Source organism: Daejeonella sp. (assembly GCF_030684675.1).
Taxonomy (GTDB): Bacteria; Bacteroidota; Bacteroidia; order Sphingobacteriales; family Sphingobacteriaceae; genus Daejeonella.
The window spans coordinates 143,796-157,072 of record NZ_JAUXXZ010000059.1 but is presented as its reverse complement, the minus strand read 5'-3'; the positions used below and the strand labels follow the sequence as shown (position 1 = coordinate 157,072).

Annotated in this window: 9 protein-coding genes and 4 tRNA genes; all 13 read right to left on the bottom strand. The window is 40.7% G+C overall.

Annotation, left to right across the window (positions count from 1 at the left end):
- Positions 1-54: 54 nt before the first annotated feature.
- The gene (gene rpoC, locus Q8M41_RS13180) at positions 55-4,341 is read right to left on the bottom strand and encodes a DNA-directed RNA polymerase subunit beta' (protein ID WP_305365744.1); all 4,287 of its coding nucleotides are present in this window, start codon (positions 4,339-4,341) and stop codon (positions 55-57) included.
- 110 nt (positions 4,342-4,451) lie between these two features.
- Positions 4,452-8,261: a DNA-directed RNA polymerase subunit beta gene (gene rpoB, locus Q8M41_RS13175; RefSeq protein WP_305365743.1), complete on the bottom strand. Its 3,810-nt coding sequence runs from the start codon at positions 8,259-8,261 to the stop codon at positions 4,452-4,454.
- A 150-nt stretch (positions 8,262-8,411) separates the two neighbouring features.
- Positions 8,412-8,792 carry a 50S ribosomal protein L7/L12 gene (gene rplL / locus Q8M41_RS13170; RefSeq protein WP_305365742.1) on the bottom strand — a complete coding sequence of 127 codons (381 nt, stop codon included), beginning with the start codon at positions 8,790-8,792 and terminating at the stop codon, positions 8,412-8,414.
- A 58-nt stretch (positions 8,793-8,850) separates the two neighbouring features.
- A complete protein-coding gene (rplJ, locus tag Q8M41_RS13165) occupies positions 8,851-9,369 on the bottom strand; it encodes a 50S ribosomal protein L10 (protein WP_305365741.1) in 519 nt (172 codons plus the stop codon).
- 2 nt (positions 9,370-9,371) lie between these two features.
- On the bottom strand, positions 9,372-10,070 hold the full coding sequence (gene rplA, locus Q8M41_RS13160) for a 50S ribosomal protein L1 (protein ID WP_305365740.1): 699 nt from the start codon (positions 10,068-10,070) through the stop codon (positions 9,372-9,374).
- Positions 10,071-10,092: 22 nt separating this feature from the next.
- A complete protein-coding gene (gene rplK, locus Q8M41_RS13155) occupies positions 10,093-10,536 on the bottom strand; it encodes a 50S ribosomal protein L11 (protein ID WP_305365739.1) in 444 nt (147 codons plus the stop codon).
- Positions 10,537-10,697: 161 nt separating this feature from the next.
- Positions 10,698-11,240 (bottom strand): transcription termination/antitermination protein NusG, encoded by a 543-nt coding sequence (gene nusG / locus Q8M41_RS13150; RefSeq protein ID WP_305365738.1) that lies wholly within the window; start codon positions 11,238-11,240, stop codon positions 10,698-10,700.
- Between the two features lie 5 nt (positions 11,241-11,245).
- The gene (secE, locus tag Q8M41_RS13145; protein WP_291402866.1) at positions 11,246-11,440 is read right to left on the bottom strand and encodes a preprotein translocase subunit SecE; all 195 of its coding nucleotides are present in this window, start codon (positions 11,438-11,440) and stop codon (positions 11,246-11,248) included.
- Between the two features lie 17 nt (positions 11,441-11,457).
- Positions 11,458-11,528: transfer RNA gene (locus Q8M41_RS13140), tRNA-Trp, on the bottom strand.
- 113 nt (positions 11,529-11,641) lie between these two features.
- Complete coding sequence (gene tuf, locus Q8M41_RS13135) at positions 11,642-12,829, bottom strand: elongation factor Tu (RefSeq protein ID WP_305365737.1); 1,188 nt, start codon at positions 12,827-12,829, stop codon at positions 11,642-11,644.
- 59 nt (positions 12,830-12,888) lie between these two features.
- Positions 12,889-12,960, bottom strand: a tRNA-Thr gene (locus Q8M41_RS13130).
- A 73-nt stretch (positions 12,961-13,033) separates the two neighbouring features.
- Positions 13,034-13,106, bottom strand: a tRNA-Gly gene (locus Q8M41_RS13125).
- A gap of 87 nt (positions 13,107-13,193) precedes the next feature.
- Positions 13,194-13,274, bottom strand: a tRNA-Tyr gene (locus Q8M41_RS13120).
- Between the last annotated feature and the right edge of the window lie 3 nt (positions 13,275-13,277).

Sequence of the window (13,277 nt, the reverse complement as noted above, 5' to 3'; positions counted from 1 at the left end):
TCCTATTGCATCCAGCTTTCGCCTTTTAGCTTTATGCTTTCAGCTTATAAGCTTTTAAGCTTCTGCTTCTTCTAATTTTGAAGCCATCAATTTATCGTATTCTTCCTGAGAACCTACAATGATACGCTCGTACTGTCTTAAACCTGTTCCTGAAGGAATCAAGTGACCTACGATTACGTTTTCTTTAAGACCCAGCAGGTTATCACGTTTACCACTGATAGCAGCCTCGTTCAACACCTTGGTAGTTTCCTGGAAGGAAGCTGCAGAGATGAATGACTTGGTACCCAATGATGCACGGGTAATACCCTGAAGCATTTGACTTGATGTTGCTGCGATTGCATCGCGGGTTTCAACAAGTTTCATGTCCTTACGCTTCAATACTGAATTCTCATCTCTAAGTTTACGTACAGAGATGATCTGACCAGGTTTAAGGTTCGGAGAATCTCCTGGCTCAGTAACTACTTTCTTATCATAGATTTCATCATTCTCCAGTTGGAAATCCCAACGATCAACAAGTTCTTTTTCAAGGAAACGGGTATCACCAGCATCCTCAATCATCACTTTCTGCATCATCTGGTGAACGATAGTTTCAAAGTGCTTATCGTTGATCTTCACACCCTGTAAACGGTAAACTTCCTGTATACCATTAACAAGATATTCCTGAACTGCGGCAGGGCCTTTAATTGCAAGTATATCAGCAGGTGAAATAGAACCGTCTGATAATGGCATACCGGCTTTCACAAAGTCATTATCCTGTACAAGGATGTGTTTTGACAATGGAACAAGGTACTTCTTAATCTGTCCATCTTTTGATTCGATAGACATCTCACGATTACCACGTTTAACACCACCTAAGGTTACAACACCGTCGATCTCAGTAACAACTGCAGGATTTGATGGATTACGAGCCTCAAATAACTCAGTTACTCTTGGCAAACCACCAGTAATATCCCTTGTTTTTCCTGTAGAGCGCGGAATTTTTGCAATAATTTGTCCAATTTTAACTTTCTCGTTCTCTTCAACTGCAATGTGTGCTCCTACCGGAATGTTATAGCCTTTTAAACCATTACCTTTTTTATCCGCAACACGGATAACCGGGTTTTTAGTTTTATCACGGGTATCAATAATAACTTTTTCTCTGTGACCGGTTTGCTCATCAGATTCTTCACGGAAGGTAACACCCTCAATAATTGCCTCAAATTCAGCTTTACCTTCAAACTCAGAGATAATAACCGCATTATATGGATCCCAACTACAAATCTTGTCGCCTTTAGAAATTTTGGCACCATCCTTCACATACAAAAATGCACCGTAAGGGATGTTGTTTGACATGATCATTTTCTTGGTTCCCGGCTCAACGATACGGAATTCACCTGAACGGCCCAATACAACTTCCAGAGTTCCTTCAGGAGTATCGTGGCTTACAGTTCTCACGTTTTCGAACTCAATAACCCCGTCAAACTTCGCATTGATCTGAGATTCAGCCGCAATGTTAGATGCTGTACCACCCACGTGGAAGGTACGTAAGGTTAACTGAGTACCCGGCTCACCGATTGACTGTGCAGCAATTACACCCACAGCCTCACCCATTTGCACACGTTTACCGGTTGCAAGGTTACGTCCGTAGCAAAGTGCACAAACACCACGCTTACTTTCGCAGGTCAATACCGAACGGATTTCAATTCCTTCGAGTGCTGAACTTTCAATTTTAACTGCTACATGCTCTTCAATATCCTCACCAGCAGAAACTAAAAGTTCTCCTGATAATGGATCATAAACATCATGTAAACTGGTTCTACCTAAGATTCTGTCGTATAATGGTTCAACGATATCTTCGTTATCTTTCAGAGCAGTTGTATAAATACCTCTTAAAGTTCCGCAATCAGTTTCACCAACGATCATATCCTGAGCAACATCATGCAAACGACGGGTTAAGTAACCCGCATCGGCAGTCTTCAATGCTGTATCGGCCAAACCTTTACGGGCACCGTGAGTAGAAATGAAGTACTCCAATACCGACAATCCTTCTTTAAAGTTGGATAAAATCGGGTTTTCAATGATCTCACCTCCTGAACCTGATTTCTGAGGCTTAGCCATCAGACCACGCATACCGCAAAGCTGACGAATCTGCTCTTTAGAACCACGGGCACCAGAATCAAGCATCATATAAACCGAGTTAAAGCCTTGATTATCGCTTGAAAGCTGATTCATCACATTCGCTGTTAAACGGTTGTTGATACGGGTCCAGATATCGATAATCTGGTTATAACGTTCGTTATTGGTAATGAATCCCATGTTATAGTTATTCATTACTTCTTCAACCTCTTTGCTTGCCTGGTCAATTAAATGAGCCTTTTCAGCAGGGATATTTAAATCCTGAAGGTTAAACGAAAGTCCGCCCTGGAATGCCATCTGGAAACCTAATTCCTTGATTTCATCAAGGAACTGTGCTGCCCGTGCCATACCGGTCGCTTTAACTACATCCCCAATGATATCACGAAGTGATTTTTTGGTCAGTAATTCATTAATATATCCTACTTCAACAGGCACTCTCTGGTTGAATAACACACGGCCTACAGTAGTGTCAATAAGTTTATTAACAATAGATCCATCTTTCTCTTTCACATTGGCCTTAACCTTAATAAAAGCATGAAGATCGATTTTACGCTCATTATAAGCTATAATTACTTCTTCAGGCGAATAGAAGATTTGATCCTGTCCTAATACAACACGTCCTTCGTCAGTTCTGCGGCCTTTAGTAATGTAATAAAGACCCAAAACCATATCCTGTGAAGGAACTGTGATTGGAGTACCGTTGGCAGGGTTCAGAATGTTATGCGAAGCAAGCATCAGCATCTGGGCTTCCAGGATCGCAGCATTACCCAAAGGTAAATGCACAGCCATCTGGTCACCGTCAAAATCCGCGTTGAATGCAGTACATACCAATGGGTGTAACTGAATTGCCTTTCCTTCAACCAGTTTTGGCTGGAAAGACTGGATACCCAAACGGTGTAAGGTAGGAGCACGGTTTAATAATACCGGGTGACCTTTCAATACATTTTCAAGGATATCCCAAACGATAGGATCTTTTTTGTCTACGATTTTCTTTGCAGATTTAACCGTCTTCACCACTCCTCTTTCGATCATCTTACGAATGATAAATGGTTTGAACAGCTCAGCTGCCATATCTTTTGGCAAACCGCACTCATGAAGTTTCAGGTTTGGTCCGACAACAATTACCGAACGTGCTGAATAATCCACACGTTTACCCAATAAGTTTTGGCGGAAACGTCCCTGCTTACCTTTCAAGATATCTGATAGTGATTTTAAAGCACGGTTACCTTCAGTTTTTACCGCATTTACTTTACGTGAGTTGTCAAATAATGAATCGACAGACTCCTGAAGCATACGCTTCTCATTACGTAGAATTACCTCCGGAGCTTTGATCTCGATCAAACGCTTCAAACGGTTATTACGGATAATTACACGACGGTAAAGATCATTCAAATCGGAAGTCGCAAAACGACCACCCTCGAGTGGAACGAGAGGCCTCAATTCAGGTGGAATAACCGGAACAATTTTAACGATCATCCATTCAGGATTATTCTCAATACGGGTATTTGCACCACGGAAAGCTTCAACAACCTGCAGCCGTTTTAAGGCCTCAGTTTTACGTTGCTGTGAAGTTTCAGTTGCGGCCTGATGACGAAGGTCATAAGACTGCTGATCAAGGTCCAAGCGGCCTAAAAGATCCTGAAGAGCCTCAGCACCCATCTTAGCGATGAATTTCTCAGGGTCTTTATCATCCAGGTATTGATTTTCTTTTGGAAGTGAATCCAGGATATCCAGGTATTCTTCTTCTGTAAGGAAATCCATTTTCTGGATGCCATCTGCTTCTTTAAGACCAGCTTGTATTACTACATAGCGCTCATAATAAATGATCAGATCAAGTTTTTTGGTTGGTAAACCAAGAAGGTAACCAATTTTATTTGGCAATGAACGGAAGTACCAGATGTGTGCTACGGGAACCACAAGATTGATGTGTCCCATACGCTCACGACGCACTTTCTTTTCAGTTACCTCAACCCCGCAACGGTCGCAGACAATACCTTTGTAACGGATACGCTTGTATTTACCGCAATGGCATTCGTAATCCTTTACAGGACCAAAAATACGCTCGCAGAATAAGCCATCACGCTCTGGTTTGTAAGTCCGGTAGTTGATAGTTTCCGGTTTTAACACCTCACCGCTTGAACGCTCCAGAATAGATTCAGGAGAAGCCAAACTAATGGTTATTGAGGTGAAATTACTTTTGATTTTATTATCTTTCTTGTAAGACATAGCTTTTTTTAGGTTAAAGCTTAAAGCTCAAAGCTTAAAGCATCGGCAACTTAATAGGATTTGACGTCCTTTCAAGAGCTTTCAGCTTTCAGCTTTCAGCTTTCAGCTCATTAGTCCAATGTGATATCCAATCCTAAACCTCTTAATTCATGAACCAATACATTGAATGATTCAGGAACTGATGGGGTTGGAAGGTTTTCACCTTTAACAATCGCTTCGTAGGTTTTTGCACGGCCCACAACATCATCAGATTTAACAGTAAGTATTTCCTGAAGAATGTTAGCAGCACCGAATGCTTCAAGAGCCCAAACCTCCATCTCACCGAAACGCTGACCTCCGAACTGGGCTTTACCACCCAATGGCTGCTGCGTAATCAATGAATATGGCCCGATTGAACGTGCGTGCATCTTATCATCAACCATGTGACCCAGTTTCAGCATATAAATAATACCAACTGTTGTCTGCTGATCGAAACGATCGCCTGTTAAACCATTGTATAGATAGGTTCTTCCTGATTTAGGAATACCTGCCTTATCTACCCACTCTTCAACCTCATCATGTGATGCACCGTCGAAGATCGGAGTAGCGAACTTCATTCCAAGTTCTTTACCGGCCCATCCTAATACTGTCTCATAGATCTGTCCAAGGTTCATACGTGATGGTACACCCAATGGATTCAACACGATATCCACAGGAGTTCCGTCTTCAAGGAAAGGCATGTCTTCATCACGAACGATTCTCGCAACGATACCTTTATTTCCGTGACGTCCGGCCATCTTATCACCTACTTTCAGCTTACGTTTCTTAGCAACATAAACTTTAGCCATCTGAACAATTCCTGATGGAAGCTCATCTCCTACACTGATTGCAAATTTATCACGTTTGTAAGCACCAAGCTCTTCGTTAAGCTTAATATTATAATTGTGAAGCGTTTGTTTGATCAGTTCGTTTTTGTCTTCATCAGTTGTCCATTTAGTTGGATTCACATTTGCATACTCAAGTTCAGTAAGTATCTTCTGGGTGAACTTTACACCTTTAGCTACCAATAGTTCTTTGTACACATTAAATACACCCTGTGAAGTTTTACCATTCACAATGACGAACAATTTCTCAATCAAGGTATCTTTCAATTCCTTAACTGCCTTATTATGTTTAGCATCTAATTTCTCAATCAGTGCTTTCTCTTCCTGCTTAGTTGTTTTCTTCGCGCGGGAGAATAATTTAGTATCAATAACAACTCCGTGAATTGAAGGAGGAGTTTTAAGGGATGCATCTTTCACATCACCGGCTTTGTCTCCAAAGATCGCACGTAAAAGTTTTTCTTCCGGTGAAGGATCAGACTCTCCTTTTGGAGTGATCTTTCCAATCAGAATATCACCTTCCTTAATCTCTGCACCTACACGGATAATTCCGTTCTCATCAAGGTCTTTGGTGGCCTCTTCAGAAACGTTAGGAATATCAGGAGTTAATTCCTCTTCTCCACGCTTGGTATCACGAACTTCAAGTTCAAATTCTTCAATATGCAATGAAGTGAAGATATCCTGAGATACTACACGTTCAGAAATTACAATCGCATCCTCAAAGTTGAATCCCTGCCAAGGCATGAATGCTACTTTCAGGTTTCTACCCAATGCTAATTCTCCATTTTGGGTTGCATATCCTTCGCAAAGAACCTGTCCCTTTTCAACTTTCTGACCTTTTTTAACAATAGGTTTCAGATTGATACAGGTACTCTGGTTCGTTTTCTTGAATTTGATCAGTCGGTATGATTTAACCTCCCCTTCGAATGATACAAGGACATCATCCTCATTTCTTTCGTAACGGATACGGATCTCATTTGCATCTACATATTCCACAACACCGGTACCTTCTGCATTGATCAGGGTACGAGAATCGCGGGCTACCCTGCCTTCAAGACCTGTACCAACGATTGGAGCTTCCGGGCGCAATAATGGAACTGCCTGGCGCTGCATGTTCGATCCCATCAATGCACGGTTAGCATCATCATGTTCCAGGAATGGAATTAATGAAGCCGCAATTGAAGTAATCTGGTTTGGGGCAATATCCATCAAATCAAGCTTCTTAGGCTCAATTACAGGGAAATCACCTTCGTAACGTGCTTTAACATGCGGAGTTTCGAAATTACCTTTATCATCATAAACTGCATTGGCCTGACCAATAGTTTTACCTTCTTCATCTTCTGCAGAAAGGTAAATTACAGGTTCTTCGACAACAACACGACCATCCTCAACCTTACGGTAAGGAGTTTCGATGAAACCAAGATTATTGATCTTCGCATGAACACATAATGATGAAATCAAACCGATATTCGGACCTTCAGGAGTTTCAATGGTACATAAACGACCATAGTGAGTATAGTGAACGTCACGAACCTCAAAACCTGCACGCTCACGCGAAAGACCACCGGGGCCTAATGCTGAAAGACGACGCTTGTGCGTAATCTCGGCAAGTGGATTGGTTTGATCCATGAACTGTGATAACTGATTCGTTCCGAAGAATGAATTGATCACAGAAGAAAGTGTACGTGCATTGATCAGATCGGTTGGAGTAAACACCTCGTTGTCACGGATGTTCATTCTTTCACGAATTGTACGGGCCATACGGGCCAGACCAACACCGAACTGTGCATATAACTGCTCACCTACTGTACGAACACGACGGTTTGACAAGTGATCAATATCATCCACCTCAGCTTTAGAATTAATCAGTTTGATCAGGTACTTAACGATGGCAATGATATCCTGTTTTGTTAAAACCTTAGTTTCAATAGGAGTTGCTAATTTCAATTTACGGTTAATGCGGTAACGACCCACATCACCTAAATCATATCTCTTATCTGAGAAGAACAAACGGTCAATAATACCGCGGGCTGTTTCTTCATCAGGTGGTTCAGCGTTACGAAGCTGACGATAGATATGTTCTACCGCTTCTTTTTCTGAGTTAGAGGTATCTTTTTGTAAAGTATTATATATGATAGTATAATCACCGCTGTTTACTGCATCATCTTTGGTCAAGATGATCGTTTTTACACCAGCTTCAATGATCATATCGATATGCTCGTCTTCAAGGACAGTTTCGCGTTCCATAATGATCTCATTACGATCAATAGAAACAACTTCACCGGTATCTTCATCCACAAAATCTTCCACCCACTTCTTAAGAACCCTGGCGGCAAGTTTACGGCCAACAGCTTTCTTTAAACCGGATTTACTAACTTTAACTTCATCAGCAAGTTCGAATAATTCAAGGATGTCTTTATCAGAATCATAACCGATTGCACGTAAAAGTGTGGTAACCGGGAATTTCTTCTTACGATCGATATAAGCATACATGACGTTATTTACGTCAGTAGCAAATTCGATCCATGAACCTTTAAATGGAATTACACGTGCTGAATATAATTTAGTTCCGTTTGTATGACGGCTCTGGCCGAAGAATACACCCGGTGAACGGTGCAATTGAGATACAATTACACGCTCAGCACCATTGATAACAAAAGTACCTTTTGGAGTCATGTATGGGATAGTTCCCAAATAAACATCCTGTACTATTGTTTCAAAGTCTTCGTGTTCCGCATCATTACAAGACAAGCGAAGCTTGGCCTTCAGAGGAACACTATAGGTTAAACCACGCTCGATACATTCGTGTATATCATAACGCGGCGGATCAATGAAATAATCAAGAAATTCCAGAACGAATATGTTTCTTGAATCAGAGATCGGAAAGTTCTCAGAGAAAACTTTAAACAAACCTTCCTGATGGCGGTTGTCTGAAGTGGTTTCAAGCTGAAAAAATTCTCTGAAAGATTGCAGTTGAACATCCAAAAAATCTGGATAGTCCATCACATGCTTACTGGTAGCAAAATTTACTCTTTCGTTGTGCTTAATTTTGTTTGCCAAGGGATTGAGAATTTAGTTTAGTAAATAAACTGTGTCCTGTTCACCCGCCCGGGGCGGATATGTAGGTCTAACATCAAATGGGTATAATACAAATGGCAATAGACCCCGATGAAAATCGGAGTCTAAGGCCATAATCTTTATGAGTTAAGATTACTTAATCTCAACAGTTGCTCCAGCTTCTTCCAGTGCTTTTTTCAATGACTCAGCTTCTGCTTTATCAACACCAGTTTTAACTTCTTTAGGTGCTCCGTCTACTAAATCTTTAGCTTCTTTCAAGCCTAAGCCTGTAAGATCTTTTACCAATTTAACAACTGCCAGTTTAGAACCACCAGCTTCTTTCAGGATTACATCGAAAGCTGTTTGCTCTGCTGCTGCTGCAGGAGCGTCACCGCCACCAGAAACTGCTGCTACTGCCACTGCTGCTGCAGCTGGCTCGATACCATACTCATCTTTTAATATTTGAGCTAATTCGTTAACTTCTTTTACTGTTAAGTTTACTAATTGCTCAGCAAACGATTTTAAATCTGCCATTTTATTTTAATTTTAAAATTCTGTACTTGAATAATTTAATCGAACTCTAAGGTGTTCGTTACCCTCTTTCTTGTAATGTTTTAACAATTCCTGCAAGCTTATTACCACCTGACTGTAAGCCGGAGATAACGTTTTTAGCAGGAGATTGAAGCAATGCAATGATGTCTGCCACCAATTCTTCCTTAGATTTAAGGTTAACCAAGGCATCTAACTGATTATCGCCAATGAATACTGCTGAATCAATATATGCGGCTTTCAGTACAGGTTTATCACCTGACTTTCTCAATTGTTTGATCAGCTTAGCCGGAGCGTTTGCTGATTTTGAGAATAATATAGATGAAGATCCTTTTAGTACGTCAAACATTTCGCTAAAATCACCTGCAGAGGCTTCCATAGCCTTTCTGATCAGTTTATTTTTAGCAACCTGCATTTTGATATCGTTCTCGAAACATTTGCGGCGAATATCATTTACTTTTGCTACAGACAGGTTTGCAGTATCGGTAATGTAAAAATTACCGTACTCAGCAATCGTCTCTGTTAAAGCAAGAACAACTTCGTGTTTTTCTTCTTTTCTCATGATTAGATTCCTGCTACTGATTTAGTTTCAATTTCTATTCCCGGACTCATTGTCGACGACATGTGAATGCTCTTGAAATAAGTTCCTTTTGCTGCTGAAGGTTTCAATTTAGAAATCGTCTGGATTACTTCCAGCGCGTTCTCATAAATTTTATCAGCATCGAAAGATACTTTTCCGATAGAAGCATGAATGATTCCTGTTTTGTCAACTTTGAAATCAATCTTACCACCTTTAACATCAGTAACCGCTTTACCCACATCAGTGGTAACAGTTCCTGATTTAGGGTTTGGCATCAGGTTCCTTGGACCTAAAACACGGCCAAGTTTACCCACTTTTGCCATAACACTAGGCATAGTAATAATGATATCAACGTCAGTCCATCCACCTTCTATTTTGGCAATGTATTCATCCAGACCTACGTAATCTGCTCCTGCTGCTGTAGCTTCTGCTTCCTTATCAGGAGTGCAAAGAACTAAAACACGAACAGTTTTACCGGTCCCATGAGGAAGATTTGCAATACCACGTACCATTTGATTCGCTTTACGCGGATCTACACCTAAGCGTACATCCAGGTCAACCGAAGCATCAAATTTAGTAGTTGTGATATCCTTAACCAAAGCCGAAGCCTGAGTTAATGAGTATGCTTTCCCAACCTCAATTTTGGAATGTGCCAATTTTTGATTTTTTGTTAATCTAGCCACTTCTTAAACTGATTTTGTATAATTAATTGTTCCAGGGTGCATCACCGCTAACGGTAATTCCCATACTGCGTGCTGTACCAGCAACCATTTTCATGGCTGACTCGACAGTAAATGCGTTCAAGTCGGTCATTTTATCTTTGGCAATGCTTTCAACCTGATTCCAGTTTACACTGGAAACCTTTTTACGGTTAGGCTCTGCAGAACCACTCTTTAAACCTGTGGCTTCCAATAATTGGATAGCTACGGGAGGAGTTTTAATGATAAATTCGAATGACTTGTCGACATAAACAGTGATTACAACCGGTAAAACTTTACCTGGCTTATCTTGGGTACGCGCATTAAACTGCTTGCAAAACTCCATGATATTCACACCTTTTGCTCCCAATGCGGGACCAACTGGTGGAGATGGATTTGCAGCGCCGCCCTTGATCTGTAATTTTATTAAAGCACCGACTTCTTTTGCCATTTTTATTGATTTGTTTTTAACTCAATGTTAGTAGTGGAAGCTATGTAACATTTAAGACCTTTGATAGTATTTAGTATTTAGTACAAAGTACTTAGATACCAACCTATCGATAATATTTTATACGACTTTCTATCTCAATACTCAATACTCAATACTCTGTACTACTCTTTTTCAACCTGCATATAATTCAACTCAAGTGGTGTTCTTCTTCCGAAGATTTTAACCATTACCTTAAGTTTCTTTTTCTCTTCATTTACCTCTTCGATAACACCTGTGAATCCGTTGAACGGTCCATCCATCACCTTCACATTCTCCCCAACATAATATGGTACGTTCATTGATTCGCCTTGTTCAGCCATCTCATCAACCTTACCTAAGATCCGGTTGACTTCAGCAGCTCTCATTGGAACGGCATTGCCACCCTTATCGCCAAGAAAACCAATTACACTATTGATTCCTTTTATTACGTGTTCGAGTTCTCCGTCAAGCGCAGCTTCAATCAGGACATATCCTGGATAGAAGTTTCTTTCTTTTGCAATCTTCTTACCATCCTTCATCTGATAGTATTTCTCCATCGGAATCAGAACCTGAGGTAAAAGATGTGCAATTCCCAAACGGTTAACTTCTGCCTCGAGGTATTGTTTTACTTTTTTCTCTTTGCCGCTGACAGCTCTAACCACATACCATTTTAATTGATCGCTCATATGAATTAGGCCAGAGATTTATAAAACATCTTTAATGCATTACCAGCGGTTTCATCCATTGCTAATATCACAAGTGAGATAATAATGGAAGCAATCAATACCAATACAGCTGAATTCTGTAACTCTACCCATGTTGGCCAGGTTACTTTCTGAGTCATTTCTGTATACGATTCTTTTAAAAACTCTACTACGTTAGCCATCTTCTATTTAGCATAAGCACGGGAACAAGGATTCGAACCCTGATCAAAGGTTTTGGAGACCTCTATTCTACCATTGAACTATTCCCGTTTGTTAAAACTGCGAGTACAGAATGACCTGTAAACTAAGCCCGTGTATTATAAGAAAACATAAGTCCACAATAAAGGGACTTATGTTATCCAATTAACCTTTATAAGAAATTGTTATTTTACAATTTCAGTTACCTGTCCGGCACCCACTGTTCTACCACCCTCACGGATTGCAAAACGAAGTCCTTTTTCCATTGCGATTGCGTTGATCAGTTTTACACTGATTGTAACGTTATCACCCGGCATAACCATTTCTACTCCTTCAGCAAGAGTGATCTCACCTGTAACGTCTGTTGTACGGAAGTAGAACTGAGGACGGTATTTGTTGAAAAATGGAGTGTGACGTCCACCTTCTGCTTTTGACAATACATATATCTCAGCTTTGAAGTCAGTATGTGGAGTTACTGAACCTGGCTTACAGATAACCATACCACGACGGATATCAGTTTTCTCAATACCACGTAACAATAAACCTACGTTATCACCAGCTTCACCTCTGTCTAATATCTTACGGAACATCTCAACACCAGTAACAACTGATTTTAAGTTTTCAGCACCCATACCTAAGATATCAACCTGCTCACCTGAGTTGATTACTCCTCTTTCAATACGTCCTGTTGCAACAGTACCACGACCAGTGATCGAGAATACGTCTTCAACCGGCATAAGGAAAGGAAGCTCAGTCAAACGTGGAGGAATTGGAATGTAGTTATCTACAGCATCCATTAATTCCATGATCTTACCAACCCATTTCGGATCTCCGTTAAGACCACCTAATGCAGAACCCTGAATAACAGGAATATCATCACCAGGGAATTCGTAGAAGCTTAATAGTTCACGGATTTCCATCTCTACTAATTCAAGTAATTCTGGATCGTCAACCATGTCAACTTTATTCATAAATACAACCAGTGAAGGTACTCCTACCTGACGTGCAAGAAGGATGTGTTCACGAGTTTGTGGCATCGGACCATCAGTAGCAGCAACTACAATGATTGCACCATCCATTTGAGCAGCACCAGTAACCATGTTCTTCACATAATCCGCGTGACCTGGACAGTCAACGTGAGCGTAGTGACGAGTTGCGGTTGAATACTCCACGTGGGCAGTATTGATGGTGATACCTCTTTCTTTTTCTTCCGGAGCAGAGTCAATTGAATCAAATGAACGTGCTTCAGAAAAGCCTGCATCAGCCAACACTTTAGTGATAGCTGCTGTAAGTGTAGTTTTACCGTGGTCAACGTGACCGATTGTACCGATATTTAAATGCGGCTTACTGCGGTCAAATTTTTCTTTTGCCATTTTGTTTTATACTTATTATTAGGTTAATTTTATTATTGTTCAATTTTAATTCAATCCAGAGCCAACGATGGGACTTGAACCCATGACCTCTTCCTTACCAAGGAAGTGCTCTACCGCTGAGCTACGTCGGCTTTTAATTTGCTCTCAGACTCATCACCTTTATTCATTCACTTTAGATGAACCAAAGAAGGTGAAAAACCTTTGAGCGGAAGACGAGGTTCGAACTCGCGACCTATAGCTTGGAAGGCTATCGCTCTACCAACTGAGCTACTTCCGCTTTTTTAATTACGAATTACGAATTATAAATTACGAATTAGTATTGCATTCGTAATTCGTAATTAACCAATTCGTAATTAATTGGTTGTGGGGGGGGAAGGATTCGAACCTTCGAAACCGAAGTAACGGATTTACAGTCCGTCCCATTTGACCGCTCTGGAACCCCCCCAAC

Bases quoted from the DNA above. Each gene is read 5' to 3' on its own strand.
- rpoC (WP_305365744.1), bottom strand. From the start codon at position 4,341: ATGTCTTACAAGAAAGATAATAAAATCAAAAGTAATTTCACCTCAATA.
- rplL (WP_305365742.1), bottom strand. From the start codon at position 8,792: ATGGCAGATTTAAAATCGTTTGCTGAGCAATTAGTAAACTTAACAGTA.
- rplJ (WP_305365741.1), bottom strand. From the start codon at position 9,369: ATGAGAAAAGAAGAAAAACACGAAGTTGTTCTTGCTTTAACAGAGACG.
- rplK (WP_305365739.1), bottom strand. From the start codon at position 10,536: ATGGCAAAAGAAGTCGGTGCTTTAATAAAATTACAGATCAAGGGCGGC.
- nusG (WP_305365738.1), bottom strand. From the start codon at position 11,240: ATGAGCGATCAATTAAAATGGTATGTGGTTAGAGCTGTCAGCGGCAAA.
- secE (WP_291402866.1), bottom strand. From the start codon at position 11,440: ATGGCTAACGTAGTAGAGTTTTTAAAAGAATCGTATACAGAAATGACT.
- tuf (WP_305365737.1), bottom strand. From the start codon at position 12,829: ATGGCAAAAGAAAAATTTGACCGCAGTAAGCCGCATTTAAATATCGGT.